Source organism: Arenibacter sp. 6A1, assembly GCF_012272855.1.
In the GTDB taxonomy this organism is placed as follows: Bacteria; Bacteroidota; Bacteroidia; order Flavobacteriales; family Flavobacteriaceae; genus Arenibacter.
This window is the reverse complement of sequence record NZ_JAAXCQ010000012.1, coordinates 1-15,968: the sequence shown is the minus strand read 5'-3', so window position 1 is coordinate 15,968 and position 15,968 is coordinate 1. Positions and strand designations below refer to the sequence as shown.

Sequence of the window (15,968 nt, the reverse complement as noted above, 5' to 3'; positions counted from 1 at the left end):
GCTTAAGCGATTTTATTACGCTTACGCTCATTTTCTGTCAAGTAAATCTTTCTTAGACGTAAATGCTTAGGTGTCACCTCTACATACTCATCTTTCTGAATGTATTCCAAAGCTTCTTCCAAAGAGAATTTAATAGCCGGAACTATCTTCGCTTTATCATCGGCACCTGAAGAACGTACGTTAGAAAGTTTCTTCGTTTTGGTAATGTTCACGGTCATATCATCTCCTCTAGAGTTTTCACCGATCACCTGTCCTTCGTAAATATCTTCACCCGGATCAACAAAGAATTTACCTCTATCCTGTAATTTATCGATAGAATAAGGAATAGCTTTTCCTGTTTCCATAGATACCAAAGAACCATTTTGTCTTTGAGGAATATCACCTTTCATCGGCTGGTACTCCAAGAATCTGTGAGCCATAATAGCTTCACCTGCAGTAGCAGTCAACAATTGGTTTCTAAGTCCGATAATCCCACGAGAAGGAATCAAGAATTCACACAACATACGGTCACCTTTAGCTTCCATAGTGGTCATTTCTCCTTTTCTCATAGATACCATTTCAACAGCTCTACCAGAAACTTCTTCAGGAAGGTCAATCGTTAAATGTTCAATTGGCTCACATTTAACACCATCAATTTCCTTAATGATTACCTGTGGCTGTCCAATTTGTAATTCGTATCCTTCGCGACGCATAGTTTCTATTAATACCGAAAGGTGCAATACCCCACGACCAAAAACTAAAAACTTATCAGCACTATCAGTTTCGTTTACCCTAAGGGCCAAGTTCTTCTCTAGTTCACGCTTTAAACGGTCATTGATATGTCTAGAAGTTACAAATTTACCATCCTTACCAAAGAAAGGACTATCGTTAATGGTAAACAACATACTCATAGTAGGCTCATCGATAGCAATCGTTTTTAATTGCTCTGGATTTTCGATATCAGCAACAGTATCACCAATTTCAAATCCTTCCAATCCAACGATAGCACAGATATCACCAACAGCAACTTCTGTAACCCTTAATCGTCCCAGACCTTCAAAAACATATAATTCCTTGATCTTGGATTTTACGATAGAACCATCTCTTTTTACCAAAGAAACTTGCTGTCCTTCTTTCAATCCACCTCTTTGAAGTCTACCAATTGCGATCCTTCCTGTAAAAGAAGAATAATCCAAAGAAGTAATCAACATTTGCGTATTACCTTCTTTAGGCTCAAATGTAGGAATGTGCTCAATCACCATATCCAATAACGGCTCTAGGCTTTCTGTTTGCACTTTCCAATCTTCACTCATCCAGTTGTTCTTTGCAGAACCGTAAACAGTTGGGAAATCTAACTGCCATTCTTCGGCTCCCAATTCGAACATTAGATCGAATACTTTTTCATGTACTTCTTCTGGAGTACAGTTTTCTTTATCAACCTTATTAACAACCACACAAGGCTTTAAACCAAGGTCGATTGCTTTTTGCAAAACAAAACGTGTTTGCGGCATTGGTCCTTCAAAAGCATCGACCAATAGCAATACGCCGTCTGCCATGTTCAATACTCGCTCTACTTCACCACCAAAATCGGCGTGACCAGGAGTATCGATAATGTTAATCTTTGTTTCTTTGTAGATTACGGAAACGTTTTTAGAAGTAATGGTAATACCTCTTTCACGCTCTAGGTCGTTATTGTCCAAGATTAAATCTCCAGTGTTTTGATTCTCTCTAAATAACTGACAATGGTACATAATTTTGTCAACCAAAGTGGTTTTACCGTGGTCAACGTGGGCGATAATAGCTATATTTTTTGTTGCTGCCATAAATGATTTTTATTTGCACTTAAGTAACTTAAACGCGGGCGCAAAGATACTCATTTTTTTTACGCCAACTAGAAAAGCTTTATTTTTCTTATCTAATTGATACTGAATATGTTTAAGACACTTTATATACTGGTTTAAGGCCAGTACCCCTCTAAAACCAGCCTACACAAATAAAGATAACACTCTGTTTTACAGCAACTTAAAAGCTTAGGAATTATTTAACAAAAATACTATTGTTCATCTGCCGAAGGTCCGTAAGTAGCAGGAACCGATTCGCCCAACAAGCGCAGATAGACCCCCAATTGTGCTCTATGGTGTGGAAATTGATTCAGGACCATACCTCGTAAAACCCGATATTTAGGCATTTCCATCACCGTTTTTCCTCCTTGGAGCATCTTCCAGTTTTTATCGAATTCCTTATTGGCTACATGAAGCGATTTTTTGGCCTCTTCAGCGCTCTTTTTCAAGGTATCGACCATTTCTTGGACACTTTCATTGATAGGCGGCTTATACGCGTCCATGCTCATTTCGTCCTGGACCATGGTGCCCGTGACCCAGCTTGGTATTTCGGCCAAATGGCTGCCCAGCTGCTTTATAGACATTGATTTAGGATGGGGACGCCAGTCTAGTTTATCTTTGGGAATACGTTTTAAAAACTTTTCGGTGAGCGCTACTTCATGCTCCAATTCGGGAATTAACATTTCTTGAATATCCATGACTTTTTGTTTTAAAATTTCTCCCTTTAATGTACGATTTTCTAAGACATAAAACACTGATTTACAGCATTGATATCTTCATATAACATCATAAAAAACAATAGCTCTACTGCCTTGGCCCAATAATTTATAGGGAGACTGAATTCTTCTTGTAAAACCATTATCTTTGCACGATAAATATCAAGTAATGAAGCTAGACCTTATACCCCAAATAAAACACGCCGATAGCAATAACTTCTTTTTACTTTGTGGCCCCTGTGCCATCGAAGGCGAAGATATGGCCATGCGCATTGCCGAAAAAGTTGTTAGCATCACCGATAAATTAGGGATCCCTTATGTATTTAAAGGGAGTTTTAAAAAGGCCAACCGTAGCCGTGTAGATTCTTTTACGGGGATTGGCGATGAAAAAGCCCTAAAAATCCTAAGAAAGGTTTCCGAAACCTTTAAAGTTCCTACCGTTACCGATATCCATGAGATAGAAGATGCTTATAAAGCCGCAGAATATGTAGATGTATTACAGATTCCGGCCTTTTTAGTAAGACAAACAGACTTAGTTGTAGCCGCTGCTTCGACCGGAAAAGTAGTCAACCTAAAAAAAGGACAGTTTATGAGTCCAGAAAGCATGAAACATGCGGTGCAAAAAGTGATGGATTCCAATAACGAGCAAGTAATGGTTACCGATAGAGGTACTATGTTTGGCTATCAGGATATGATCGTAGACTTCAGAGGTATCCCTACCATGAAACAATATGCCCCTGTTGTCCTAGATGTTACCCATTCCCTGCAGCAACCTAACCAGGCTTCTGGCGTTACTGGTGGTAGACCAGACATGATAGAAACTATTGCCCGTGCCGGAATAGCAACAGGAGCAGACGGAATTTTTATAGAAACCCATTTCGATCCGGCAAATGCCAAAAGTGATGGCGCTAATATGCTACACTTAGATTATTTGGAAAAATTATTGACCAACCTAGTAGCCATACGTAAAACTGTAAATAGTTTATAATTTACAATTAATCGTTAAAGCGTTTTCTTTAATACATTAAAAAATGCCATGCAATCTTGTATGGCATTTTTTTATAACCAACACCCTCTTAAGCACTTGTTTTTTACCGATCTTTCCTATGCTTTCAACCTTAGAAAAAAGGATTTAGTTTTAAAAACCACCGCAGTAGTATTTCACTTACATATTTTTTCATATATTTAGAAGACTAATAATCAATATTCTATAATATTATGAAAAAAACAGCCTCTGTTCTAGTGGCAGGTTTTGCCATGTGCTTTATCTCCTGCAAAAACACTACTTCCAACGCAGACACCTCCAAAACGATGGGGCTACTGCAACTTTCGAATGGCACCCCTACCCCTGGAGACTCCCTGCTAATAAAGTATAGTTCCGACACCAAAATGGCCGATATAGAAGCGTTATTTTACTATATGGTACAGGATAAACCGTACCCAGAAGACATTCACTTTAAAGACAACAAAACCGATTTGGAAGCCACCATCCATATTCCAGATTCGGCCACGGCCTTGACTTTTCTCTTTAAGAACGACAATAAAATAGATGATAATAAGGAAGCGGGCTATGTATTGCCATTATATACGGAAGACCAACAAAGGGTGGTTGGAAGTGGGGCTAGTATGGGATTATTCTATTTACAGAGAGCAAAAGCTCATGGTATTACGACCGTAGCAAAAGATTCGGCCCTGACTTTAATACAAAAAGACCTCGAGGAGCATCCCGAGCTAAACAATGAATGGGAGCAAACCTATGTTAGGTACTTAGAGCCCCACAACCAGGAGAAGGCTAAAAAATATATGGAAGCGCGAATTGCCCATTACAATAGTATAAGCACCCCTACCGAAAAAGAATACAATTCCTTGGTAAGGCTACACCGCTTAAATAGGGACAAAACAATCCAAGACTCCCTAATATCCGTGGTGGTTTCTAAATTTCCCATGGGCACTTTGGCAAAACAAGAAGCCAATTATGCTTTTTATAAAACCAAGGAGTTAGACGAAAAAAAGGATATATTGAAAGCCTATGAAGCTTCTTTTGGCAAAGAAATCAGGGAACGCGATTATATGATGATCGGTTTGGCGCAAGAAGCCATAAAAGAAAAGGACTACGAGACCGCTTTGGCCTATTTTAACGATTTAAACGATCCTTCCAAGGCTGTGGGTACCCTCAATAATGTTGCCTGGGAATTGGTCGAAAAAGGAGAAAAGCTCGATTTTGCCGAAAAACTCTCCAAAAGATCGCTGGATTTGATCTCCGAAAATTTACACCATTTGGACAAAAAACCCACCTACCTCTCTCGCAACCAATATAAAAACTCTTTAGAAGCCAATTACAGGATATATGCCGATACCTACGCCCTAATCCTATTTAAGCAAGGCAAGGTAAAAGAGGCCATATCCTATCAAACAAAGGCTATAGGCGATGGTAAAAGTACCGATGTAAACGAACGATATCTCGATTTCCTTATGGCAGACGAACAATACAACACTGTGGTGCAGAAGGCCAGCGAATTTGTAAAAAACAATGCGGCCACGGAAAAAATCAAAGAAGCTCTACGCCAATCCTATATGCAGATAAACAAAGAAGACAAGGCGGCTAAGGCCAACTTTGCCACGCTTCTTACTAACTTGGAAGCTGCTGCAAGAGCCACTACCCTTTCCGAAATCAAGGCTAAACTGATAAACGAAGAGGCTTATAATTTTAGTTTGCAAAATTTGGACGGCAAAGAAGTATCCTTGGCGTCACTGAAAGGAAAAACCGTCATCTTAGATTTTTGGGCCATTTGGTGTGGTCCATGTAAGGCTTCCTTCCCGGGAATGCAACAAGCAGTAGATAACTTTAAAGACAATTCGGACGTGGTCTTTTTATTTGTAAATACCATGGAAAATGGCTCCTTTGACCAAAGAAAGGACAAGGCCGACAAGTTTATAAAAGACAACAACTACACTTTTAACGTACTTATTGACCAGCCCGATGCTGAAGGAAGTAGAAACTTTATCACCTCAAAAAACTACGATATCAGCGGTATCCCTACCAAAATTATTATTGGTCCCAATGGAAAAATAAGGTACAAGTCTGTGGGGTACCATGGCAACAATGCTAAACTGGTGCAAGAACTAGAATTGTTAGTGGAGGTGTTAAAAAGTTAAACGTAGGAGTAGCACTGATAAGATTAAAAATCCTAATTGCCTTTCACAACAAAGCAATTAGGATTTGTTTTTTTGAATACACCCCTCCTAATTTCCTTGTAATTCATTTTTCTTATTGTCTATATTTGGTAATAAAAAAATAAAGCAAAGAAAAGTAGTATGAAAATTGTCCGAAATTCAATGGTCCTATTAGGGTGTATCTCCCTACTATTTACCGCCTGTAAATCAAATCTCAAAAAGGAAATTGAGAAGAAAAAGCCCAATATTATTTTTATCATGTCAGACGATCATGCCTATCAGGCCATCAGTGCGTATGACGATAAGCTAATTCAGACCCCTAATATAGATAGGATCGCCAAGGAAGGAATGCTATTTACCAATGCTAGTGTTACCAATTCTATTTGTGCCCCTTCACGTGCCGTGATCCTTACCGGGAAGCACAGTCATATTAACGGAAAAATAGACAACCTTTCACCTTTTGATACGACCAATATTACCTTTCCTCAAATCCTTCAAAAAGCAGGTTACCAAACGGCTATGTTTGGAAAATTACATTTTGGGAACAACCCAAAAGGATTTGACGAGTTTAAAATTCTACCTGGACAAGGAGATTACTACAATCCTAAATTCATCACCCAAAAAGGAGACACTACCATTACAGGCTACGTAACCGACATTATTACGGACCTTACCCTAGATTGGTTCAAAAACAGAAGGGATACCGAAAAACCTTTTATGTTGATGTATTTACACAAGGCCCCACATAGGTCTTGGCTACCGGCAGAACGCCATTACACCGAATTTACGAATAAAACCTTCCCAGTTCCGGCTACCTTATTCGAAGATTACAAAGGCAGGGAAGACATCGCAGGGAGTGCAGAAATGAATATCCTTAAACATATGGGACTGCAGTACGACACCAAGGTGTATCCTGAGGTTATTGAAGAATTAGGGATCAAAGACCTTAACTACTACAACCCTATTGGACGTATGAACCCAGAACAACGGGCTAGCTGGGACAAGGTATACCAACCTATCAACGACGATTTTAAACAGCGATATCCACAAATGAACGATTCTACCTTAATGCTGTGGAAATACCAACGCTATATGCAAGACTACTTGGGTACCATTGCTGCCGTTGACGAAAATGTGGGGCGCGTTTTAGATTATTTGGACGAGGAAGGCCTGGCCGAAAATACGATGGTAATATACACCTCTGACCAAGGGTTCTACCTAGGGGAACACGGCTGGTTCGACAAGCGTTTTATGTACGAGGAATCTTTTAAAACCCCTTTGTTGATCAAATGGCCTAATGTTATCACGCCTGGAACTACCGAAGAAGAAATGGTTCAAAACTTAGATTTTGCCCAAACATTTCTAGAAATTGCTGGAGTAACAGCTCCGGAAGATATGCAAGGAGAAAGTTTGGTCCCTCTTTTAAAGGGAGAAAAAGAGAAATGGGATCGCGATGCCGTGTACTACCATTACTATGAATATCCGGCAGAACACGCGGTAAAACGTCATTACGGTATTGCAACCAAAGAATATAAATTAATCCATTTTTATTACGATGTGGACAAATGGGAATTGTACGATCGATTAAAAGATCCGCAAGAATTGAACAATGTTATCGACGACCCAAAATACGCTGGCGTACTTTCGGAAATGCAAGAAAAAATGAAGGCGGTACGGTTAAAATATAAAGACTCAGATTCCTTAAGCAACGGTTACATCAACCTATACAAGGAAAAAGGATGGATCAAGGAATAATACCGCTCCAACCACATAGCACCACAAGCAAGAAGGCTGTCATTTTAGACAGCCTTCTCTATTTATACCCCCCTTAGGTTTTTCGTTCGATACATTGTCGCATTCTAATTTGGGCGTTCCCTCCTTCGTCGGTCGGGCACTCCGCTATATCCCTTGCCTTGCTGCGGGGATGCCGCTGCGGTCCCTAACGCAAAAAACACTCGGTTTGTAGCGTATAGTTTCGGATAGCGATACATTATATATATGCTATGCCCATGGTCCTTTCCTAGCTTTCCAGATGTGGCAAATACTTTTCTTTTCCGTCAACATAGTCCTGTAAATAGGCAAATCTAGAGGTCAGTTTTCCGTTTTTAGTCATCCTTGCCCTTTGTAACACACCATTTTTATCACCATCGAAAAAGGCAGGAATCACATGTTTTAAGAAGGCCTCCCCAAAACCGGTGCTGGCATCCCGTGGTAATTCACAAGGTAAGTTGTCTACTGCCATCACCGCTATAGCCTTGGGATCCATAAAATCTGTTTCCGATTCCGACAACGGATCATAGCCATAAATAGGATCGGCAATGGTGCTGGGTCTTATGGTAGTAGCCACAGGTCCGTCAATATCGCAACTGACATCGGCAACTACCTTTATGTTAAAATCTGCCGCTTTGGCATCGTCCCTGGTAAATAAATAAGGAGCCCCATCACCATAAAAATGTCCCGCTATATAAAAATCGGTCACTTTGGCAAAACGAAGAAAATCCGTTTCGTATGCTTCGGGCTGATTTATAAAATGGACCATATTTCCATCCTTCTTGTCTTTCCGCTTATTGTAATCCATAGGATCTATCTGGCAATACACCGGATAGTCAAAATGTTCGCCCAAATACTCCGCGACGCTCACTTCGCGTATATCCATGGCATCTAGCATTTCCTTGGCACCGTTGGCCACCCTTCCGTTGCCGGTCAATACAATTTTAATGTTGGGGACTTCTATAGTATTAAGTTCGTTTATCAGGGCATGCTGGTCTTTTAAGGTTTCTGCCTTTGGGAGCTGGAACAGATTAAATTTCAGCCCATAGGCTCTAAACCCGTTATAGGCGCCCACAATCCCGGCATACCTTCCAAAAGCCACAAGGCGCTGTCCCTTGATATCGGTGATCACTTCGTGATCGTAGAGCTCAATGTTCTTGGCTAAGACAGCTTTCAACAGTTCGCGGTTATAGGACTGTTTTTTAATGGTATGGGAGAAAAAGAAATATTGTTTATTGGGAATCAAATCGGCTATAGGCACTTCTTTGACCCCTATAAGCACATCGCAACTATCCATTTCCGAGGCAACCCTTACCCCTTTTTCCACATATTCGGCATCCTTATAAACCCGTATTGGCGAAGGTTCTACAATTACTTGTGCCGATGCAAAAGTATCCAACAGTTGTTTACATGCTTCCGGACGTAACACAACCCGTCTGTCTGGTGGATTTTTTCGTTCTCTGATGATTCCGAACTTCATATTCAATGTATTTTTATAACTTTGTTTAGTGGTATCGTTGTAAATGTAACATTTGATAAGAAGACACGCAAAACTTTTTTTGGAATACTTTTTGCAGTACCTTTGCTGTCGCGTTTGAGTAAAGAGTGGCCTCATTGTCCCTCGATATTCTTGGAGACTTAAGGACTTTAAAAACCCTTAAAACCCAAACAACAAACGCCTTTACCACTTATAATGGTAATAGATCTTTGAAAAAAATCATTGAGTAGAGAAATCCTGGATTTCCTATTTTATTGAAGGGGCCGACTGGTTTTGACAGCGAGATCAATTGGAATGTAAGCATGCCGAGCGCTGGGCTACAGCTCGTAAATCTCATTTTCCACACTTTTTAATTGGCGAAAATAACTACGCTCTTGCCGCTTAATCTGAATCATAGTAAGATTAGCCTCGTCCCTACAAGGTAGGGAAGCGAGATGTTTCTGGGATGCCCTTGTTGACGGCGACCCAATCAGAAGCACCAGAAAAGTCGACATAAGGATGTTGTTTCTTTGCCAACATCACGAAAACTTAAAAAGATAAGGATGCATTAGGCCGTTTCTGGTCAGGTGTGTTTCGAAAATCAAGCAGAAACTAAGCATGTAGAAAGCATTGTAATTGCTTGTTTGGACGAGGGTTCGAATCCCTCCGGCTCCACTTGTTGACTATCAAATTAACACAAAAACCCTGTAAACCCCTAGTTTACAGGGTTTTTTGTTTTATTCAATATCATCAAATATCATATAATACCACCTAAAAAGTGACCTATTCGGTGAGTGTTTCAAATCTCCAAAAACACTCACCGAATGGCTTGTAAAAGCCTGATTTTAGGGGGTTTGTGATTTTTTTTTCTTTTCTTTTTTGTATCTTTATTTAGGTATTTAAAGACATAAATAATGGGGCATTCTTTTTCACAGCTATTTTACTTGAAAGGAAAACACTTCCAAAAAGACGTGAAAGTCCCGATATACTTGCGTTTCACGGTAAATGGACAAAGAAGCGAACTAAGTATTTCACGCAAGGTTGACCCTGAAAAATGGAGTCCTCGATCCGGAAAAATGGAGGGAAACAACCTAGAAGCGAATGAATTAAATTCGTATTTGGACGCTATTCGAAACAAAATAAATAAGATCCATGCTCGACTTGTGGACGAGAACAAACCTTTTACTTCTGGGGACATCAAAAACTTGTACATAGGGAAAGGCGAAAAACCTAAAATGCTGATCCACCTCTTTGACGAACACAATCAGCAGATGAAAAAACTGGTCGGGATCGAATTTGCCTTGGGCACCTACAAACGATACCATACTAGCCGAAACCATGTCGCAGAATTCATCAAGTCCGAATATGGCAGAACGGATATTCCCCTAAGGGATGTCAATCTAAAATTTATTAAAGGATTGGAGTACTTCTTAAAAGTCACCAAGGAATGCAATCATAATTCGGCCCTTAAATACGTCAACAACTTTAAAAAGATAATTCGCATGGCCGTTGCCAACGAATGGATCTCCAAAGACCCGTTTTACAATTACAAGGTAAAATTTAAGACGGTTGAGCGAGAGTTTCTTAGCAAGGAGGAGCTACAGCGTTTAAAAGACAAAGAAATCGAAGGAGAGCGCTTAGGAGTTGTCCGGGATATGTTTGTCCTCTGCTGCTATACCGGTTTGGCCTATATAGATGTTCAGACCTTAACTCCCGATGAAATTTATCAGAATAAGAATGGTAGCTACTACATAAAATCTAAACGCTCTAAAACGGACACCAACTTTACCATTCCCCTGTTGCCCACGGCATTGGCCATCATCGAAAAATACAAGGACCATCCCAAAGTAATACACAAGAATTGTGTCATTCCGGTGCTGAGCAATCAAAAGTCAAACGCCTATCTTAAAGAAATTGCCGATCGCTGTGATATCAAAAAGAACCTGACCACCCATTTAGCACGACACACCTTTGCCACCACCGTTACCCTAACCAATGGCGTACCTATTGAAACCGTAGGGAAAATGCTAGGCCATAAAAATCTACGTACTACCCAACATTACGCCAAAATAATCGATTCCAAAGTAGAAGAAGATATGGCGATATTAAAAGAAAAATTGGCAGAGATGGCTTCTAAAAAGGAAAAGGATTAAGCTTATTGGAATTGGTAAGCGCTAGAATTGGGCCCGTTCTAATTAAAGTCCCACCTTGAGATGAGTAATATTAGCTCAAAATTGTACGCTTTCCGGGAACTGATAAAAATAAACCCCTCAAACCTCATAAAAACTAAAGCACAAGTCTTGGTGGAGTACTCCAAACCCTAGTACCAAACACTCTTAAAGCTGCAGTGGTCATAGCCAATCCCTATGAACCGGGCATTAACTGTAGTATAGAGGAATTTTGATCTTTATCAATTTTCTTATTCACCTCATTAATCCACCTATATTATCACCAAACGTCCTGATATTTAGTAAGTTTTCAACAAAACATTTGCTTGTTTGAAAAACAAAAAATAAATTTACGAAAAGCCTTACAACGATAAATCGTTTAATTCCTCTAATTTTAAATAGAAAAACAATGTTTAGAAGACTATATATTTTAACAGTTTTGGTTATTATCAATCTCGGATGTAACGGAGAAAAATCTGCAAATCAGAAGTCCTATGAATGGTATGAAAATTATGCTAATGAGGAGATTAAACGATTGGGTTTAAATAAGGATGAACCGTTTAGAAAAACAACCTTTGATTTCAATAAATTCCGTCAGATATCCAAAAATATGGAACATGATAGTATTATAAAGACTATCCATGCCTCATTAATGGAAATACAACAGATCCGACAATTTACAGATAAAGAGACCCTTAAAAAGGCCCTCGTACTCATCAAAATTATTGAAGAACATGGTTTAATGGAGAAAGAGACTTTTTATAAAGATTTGATAAATGCCCAAAATGATAATGAAAGGTTATCTCTATATCAAAAAGAAGAATATAAAAGGGTGCAATATATTAGGGATATTTCCAATAAATCAATATCTCAAGAAGCGTTTGACAACATTTTATATCTTCCAGAAGAAGTAAGTATGGAAAGTAATATTAAGTCAACTAATAAACCACTAATAATCCCTAAGTACGATATTTCTGTTCCTGAAGAAAAGGTTGTTAAATTGCACAAAGAAGTTGACGCTTATTTGAAAGAGCGTTAAATTATATTCAGTTCAATGAACTGGGGAATCATCATCAAATAGATCTTCTTTTTTCATAAAGTGCAAAAATTAAAATTAAACAAAAAATAACGGGGGTCATGACCCCCGTTATTTTTTGTTTACACACTTTATAAGATAGTCCCTCGTAAATACGACCACGCCTTTGTTTAAGCTCCATTCCGCCCTGTATTTTTTATACATTGTTACCTGCTGGCTTTTTTATTTACTCATAAATTTCCCAACAATATCATTAGGCATTGTTGGAGAGGAATCATCTTTTAAAAGTCCCGTTTCAGCTCTACTAAATAATGCTTGCATAATTAGCTGTTTATCTTCTTTATCTACTGTGGAATCTTTTAATAATGACAAATAGAAATAAGTCAGAGTATGTCTCTCTTCACAGTCTCGAGCCAAATGAAATGAACTAAACATAACTTTTGTTACTGCTCTAATTGCAAAAGCCATAAATGAAATAAACGTAACGTAAATTATAGACCACCGTATTGCAGCACTTTTATCTCCGTGAAAAAATGATTCATAAATTTGTTCTGGTGTTGTCCAAAGTAATTTTCCTAAAGAGATTACCACAATGAGTACAAGACCTACTAAAACAGCTAATGCAATCCATCCTTGTTTTTTAAGTTTTACCGCTCTTTCTGACCAATATTTTGCTGGTTCTTCAAGCTTTAACTTCTCTTTATATGTGTTTTCAAGTTCCTCTAAACGATTGTCCGATTTATTACTGAAATTCTCAAAATCTCCTTTTGTATTTATAAACCAATCTGAATATGTTTTTTCTTTGTCTTCTTTAAAGGCATCTATAGCTTTTAAATATTCCTCATATTTTTCTGTACTGTTTTTTAGATGTTCGACTAATTCACTTTCTAACTTCGGTAGGCTATTTTCAAAGTTTGTTCGAAGTCTTGAAAGAGATGATTTTTCTTTATTTCTTCTTTCAGTGATTATCGTTGAATCTTTTAGAGTGAATTCATACGCCAATAAGTAACCGTTGAAATTATCTTTAACGTTTATGTTTTGGTTTAGATTACCTGTTAAATAAGTATACGCTCCAATGAAAGACTCCGAATGGTTTTTATATACTTCTATTAAAAATTCTGTTTCAGGGCAATCATAAGTGAAGGTTGTGCCTGTTTTGTTTTGGATTTGACTTTTTGGGTTTCTAAAGTAACTTTCTAAATTAGATTCATTTTCTTGTGAACCGTAAGAATCGATAAAGCTAATTAATTGGTTTTCTATAGATTCAAAGTATTTTTTTGAAGCAAGAAGTTCGTTAGGTAAATTCTCAGTCAAATTATCCCAACCTTTTATTTGTTGATTTACAAACTTATGTAAATGTCCAAATCCCTTAAATTCATAACTCAAATTTAGATGGGTATACCTCAAATTAAATTCAACTGAGTTAAACCAATCGGTATTTTTCGTTTTAGATAGTTTTTTTCTAAATTCAGTTTGCGTCATAATTTCTCAGCTTGCAGGTAACGTTCTCGTATAAGGCCAGTAAGTTTCTTTCAGGTAACTGTAATATTATTTACTGGTAATAAAACAAGCTGTTTTTTTCAAACTGCTTGTGGCTTCTAGCTAAGAAATAGTGGGCGAACCGAGCCGCAAACTAACTGAGCCCTCTATTTCCTGGAATGCCCCTTAATGGTTTATAAACTTATTGGCCTTATACATTGTTGGCATTAGTAATTATTAGTTCATAATTTGTTTAAGTTCCTCAATCGAATATGCAGGTTTCTTTTTATGAAGCATGGAATGACAATTCGGACAAACAGGTACTAAGTCAGTTAATGGATTCACAGAATATTCATTTTCCATTGTTGCCATATCTTTGATATGATGAACATGAATAAAATCTTCTCCTAATTCACCAAACTGTTCTTTGAAATTAAAGTCACAAACTTGACAGTTTAATCCATAATGTTCTATACATTTTTTTCTCGCTATTGGATTTCGTTCATAACTGTTAACTAATACTTTTTTAGTTTTTCCTTCTACATATTCTATTTCAGAATCTACTTCGTCTGGATAAATTATCTTTTCTGGATTTCGGTTAATAAGTTTTAAATGCCTTATAAATAATAGCTGATAAATTAACTCAATATCTTCAAAAGTTTTTAGTTCAATTGTAATTTCCCCATGTGAATTTGGTGGGTTTAATCTGTCCTTGAAAAATACCTTAATACTATCTGTAATAAACTCCTGTGGTTTAATTCTAAAATAGAATAATAAATGATGATGATTAGTTATAAATGAAAATATATTTAAAGTTCTTTTCGAGATCTTAAATCTAGTTCTGATTTCTGTAGACGTAAGTTGAAATTTAGTGCTTAATTTTCCAGAGTCAGTTGTTAATAGATTAAATTCTGTTGAGTTTTTAAAATATGATTTGAACTGATTTTGTAATTGAATTCCAGAAATTTTGTTTTCCATTTAGATTTTTTGTTAATCAATTTTATCTATTCTAGTTCCTAGTAATTAATGCCAACTATGTTATATCCATTTAACCTACAACTGTTTATCGACTTATTACTTTGGATAAAAGTAATAATACGGTACAGTTATCTGGTTATAAACGACAGGAGCAATATTAAAATTTAGGTAGGTAAATTACAAATAAATTAGAAAGAAAAAACAACAACTTATGCAAGGAGTAAAATAGAAATTAATATAACTGTTGTTGTCTTACGAGGGCTTGCCACAACTTTAGCTGTTGTGAATTGCTTTATCTCATCTCATGCTTATTTCCTTAGGAATACGATGAATCACCAAAAAATCGAATTCAGTTTCTTAATTTTAAGGATTATTCACAGGTCCATGTGAGTAGTGCCAATTAGATTATCGGTTGTGAATTGCTTTCAGTTCTTTAATTTTAGAGATTATTCACAGGTTCTACATTGTCGGGCAGTTCGTCAAAATAGTTGTGAATTGCTTTCAGTTCTTTAATTTTAGAGATTATTCACAGGACGGCTTTTTTTGGTTGTAGTCATTAGCTAGTTGTGAATTGCTTTCAGTTCTTTAATTTTAGAGATTATTCACAGGACTTGTTTGATTATAATTTTGACGGTGTAGGTTGTGAATTGCTTTCAGTTCTTTAATTTTAGAGATTATTCACAGGGCTTATTGGCCTATATTGGCAGATCTTTAGTTGTGAATTGCTTTCAGTTCTTTAATTTTAGAGATTATTCACAGGGGCACGGGCCGCGATGGGGACCTGTACGTGTTGTGAATTGCTTTCAGTTCTTTAATTTTAGAGATTATTCACAGGGGGAAAATCAATATACCTTGCTTATCATCGGTTGTGAATTGCTTTCAGTTCTTTAATTTTAGAGATTATTCACAGGGTTGACAACTGAAAATTCATATCCTTTATAGTTGTGAATTGCTTTCAGTTCTTTAATTTTAGAGATTATTCACAGGTCATCATCGGATTTGTCTGGCCGGCAACTTGTTGTGAATTGCTTTCAGTTCTTTAATTTTAGAGATTATTCACAGGCTACCGACAACAGAAACAGAATCTGCTAAGTTGTGAATTGCTTTCAGTTCTTTAATTTTAGAGATTATTCACAGGAGAAGCCTTGGTACAGAATGCAGCTTCTTTGTTGTGAATTGCTTTCAGTTCTTTAATTTTAGAGATTATTCACAGGCATTGCGTTGTAATAGTGCCACGTCTATAGTTGTGAATTGCTTTCAGTTCTTTAATTTTAGAGATTATTCACAGGGTACCTAACGGGCAACATCTTAGTAGGTATGTTGTGAATTGCTTTCAGTTCTTTAATTTTA

At 37.4% G+C, this 15,968-nt stretch carries 10 protein-coding genes, 1 other RNA gene and 1 CRISPR repeat array; of the genes, 6 read left to right on the top strand and 5 right to left on the bottom strand.

Annotated features, from left to right (window positions below):
* Positions 1-2: 2 nt before the first annotated feature.
* Both typA and HCG49_RS12120 read right to left on the bottom strand, forming a co-directional pair.
* Entirely contained in the window at positions 3-1,802 is a 1,800-nt protein-coding gene (gene typA / locus HCG49_RS12125) for a translational GTPase TypA (RefSeq protein WP_168469803.1), read from the bottom strand.
* A gap of 230 nt (positions 1,803-2,032) precedes the next feature.
* A complete protein-coding gene (locus HCG49_RS12120) occupies positions 2,033-2,518 on the bottom strand; it encodes a DinB family protein (RefSeq protein WP_168469802.1) in 486 nt (161 codons plus the stop codon).
* Positions 2,519-2,705: 187 nt separating this feature from the next.
* Between HCG49_RS12120 and kdsA the strand changes: the two genes are divergently transcribed.
* The 3 genes from kdsA (at position 2,706) to HCG49_RS12105 (ending at position 7,465) form a co-directional block, all read left to right on the top strand.
* On the top strand, positions 2,706-3,524 hold the full coding sequence (kdsA, locus tag HCG49_RS12115; RefSeq protein ID WP_168469801.1) for a 3-deoxy-8-phosphooctulonate synthase: 819 nt from the start codon (positions 2,706-2,708) through the stop codon (positions 3,522-3,524).
* Positions 3,525-3,754: 230 nt separating this feature from the next.
* On the top strand, positions 3,755-5,692 hold the full coding sequence (locus HCG49_RS12110; protein WP_168469800.1) for a TlpA disulfide reductase family protein: 1,938 nt from the start codon (positions 3,755-3,757) through the stop codon (positions 5,690-5,692).
* Positions 5,693-5,851: 159 nt separating this feature from the next.
* Complete coding sequence (locus tag HCG49_RS12105) at positions 5,852-7,465, top strand: sulfatase (protein ID WP_168469799.1); 1,614 nt, start codon at positions 5,852-5,854, stop codon at positions 7,463-7,465.
* A 265-nt stretch (positions 7,466-7,730) separates the two neighbouring features.
* Here the strand turns inward: HCG49_RS12105 and HCG49_RS12100 are convergent, their stop codons facing one another.
* Positions 7,731-8,960 carry an NAD(P)-dependent oxidoreductase gene (locus tag HCG49_RS12100; RefSeq protein WP_168469798.1) on the bottom strand — a complete coding sequence of 410 codons (1,230 nt, stop codon included), beginning with the start codon at positions 8,958-8,960 and terminating at the stop codon, positions 7,731-7,733.
* Positions 8,961-9,237: 277 nt separating this feature from the next.
* Here HCG49_RS12100 and ssrA point away from each other — a divergent pair.
* From ssrA to HCG49_RS12085, 3 genes are all read left to right on the top strand, one after another.
* Positions 9,238-9,635, top strand: a transfer-messenger RNA (tmRNA) gene (gene ssrA, locus HCG49_RS12095).
* A gap of 236 nt (positions 9,636-9,871) precedes the next feature.
* On the top strand, positions 9,872-11,110 hold the full coding sequence (locus HCG49_RS12090; RefSeq protein WP_168469797.1) for a site-specific integrase: 1,239 nt from the start codon (positions 9,872-9,874) through the stop codon (positions 11,108-11,110).
* A 424-nt stretch (positions 11,111-11,534) separates the two neighbouring features.
* The gene (locus tag HCG49_RS12085) at positions 11,535-12,164 is read left to right on the top strand and encodes a hypothetical protein (protein ID WP_168469796.1); all 630 of its coding nucleotides are present in this window, start codon (positions 11,535-11,537) and stop codon (positions 12,162-12,164) included.
* A gap of 219 nt (positions 12,165-12,383) precedes the next feature.
* Here HCG49_RS12085 and HCG49_RS12080 read toward each other — a convergent pair whose 3' ends face one another.
* Both HCG49_RS12080 and HCG49_RS12075 read right to left on the bottom strand, forming a co-directional pair.
* On the bottom strand, positions 12,384-13,643 hold the full coding sequence (locus tag HCG49_RS12080) for a DUF6161 domain-containing protein (RefSeq protein ID WP_168469795.1): 1,260 nt from the start codon (positions 13,641-13,643) through the stop codon (positions 12,384-12,386).
* A 234-nt stretch (positions 13,644-13,877) separates the two neighbouring features.
* Positions 13,878-14,618, bottom strand: coding sequence for an HNH endonuclease (locus HCG49_RS12075; RefSeq protein WP_168469794.1), 741 nt, complete (start codon positions 14,616-14,618; stop codon positions 13,878-13,880).
* 411 nt (positions 14,619-15,029) lie between these two features.
* A CRISPR array of direct repeats spans positions 15,030-15,907; the repeat unit is 46 nt; unit sequence GTTGTGAATTGCTTTCAGTTCTTTAATTTTAGAGATTATTCACAGG.
* Positions 15,908-15,968 lie beyond the last annotated feature (61 nt).

Excerpts from the sequence above, each read along its gene's own strand:
- typA (WP_168469803.1), bottom strand. The coding sequence starts at position 1,802 with ATGGCAGCAACAAAAAATATAGCTATTATCGCCCACGTTGACCACGGT.
- HCG49_RS12120 (WP_168469802.1), bottom strand. The coding sequence starts at position 2,518 with ATGGATATTCAAGAAATGTTAATTCCCGAATTGGAGCATGAAGTAGCG.
- kdsA (WP_168469801.1), top strand. The coding sequence starts at position 2,706 with ATGAAGCTAGACCTTATACCCCAAATAAAACACGCCGATAGCAATAAC.
- HCG49_RS12110 (WP_168469800.1), top strand. The coding sequence starts at position 3,755 with ATGAAAAAAACAGCCTCTGTTCTAGTGGCAGGTTTTGCCATGTGCTTT.
- HCG49_RS12105 (WP_168469799.1), top strand. The coding sequence starts at position 5,852 with ATGAAAATTGTCCGAAATTCAATGGTCCTATTAGGGTGTATCTCCCTA.
- HCG49_RS12100 (WP_168469798.1), bottom strand. The coding sequence starts at position 8,960 with ATGAAGTTCGGAATCATCAGAGAACGAAAAAATCCACCAGACAGACGG.
- HCG49_RS12090 (WP_168469797.1), top strand. The coding sequence starts at position 9,872 with ATGGGGCATTCTTTTTCACAGCTATTTTACTTGAAAGGAAAACACTTC.
- HCG49_RS12085 (WP_168469796.1), top strand. The coding sequence starts at position 11,535 with ATGTTTAGAAGACTATATATTTTAACAGTTTTGGTTATTATCAATCTC.
- HCG49_RS12080 (WP_168469795.1), bottom strand. The coding sequence starts at position 13,643 with ATGACGCAAACTGAATTTAGAAAAAAACTATCTAAAACGAAAAATACC.
- HCG49_RS12075 (WP_168469794.1), bottom strand. The coding sequence starts at position 14,618 with ATGGAAAACAAAATTTCTGGAATTCAATTACAAAATCAGTTCAAATCA.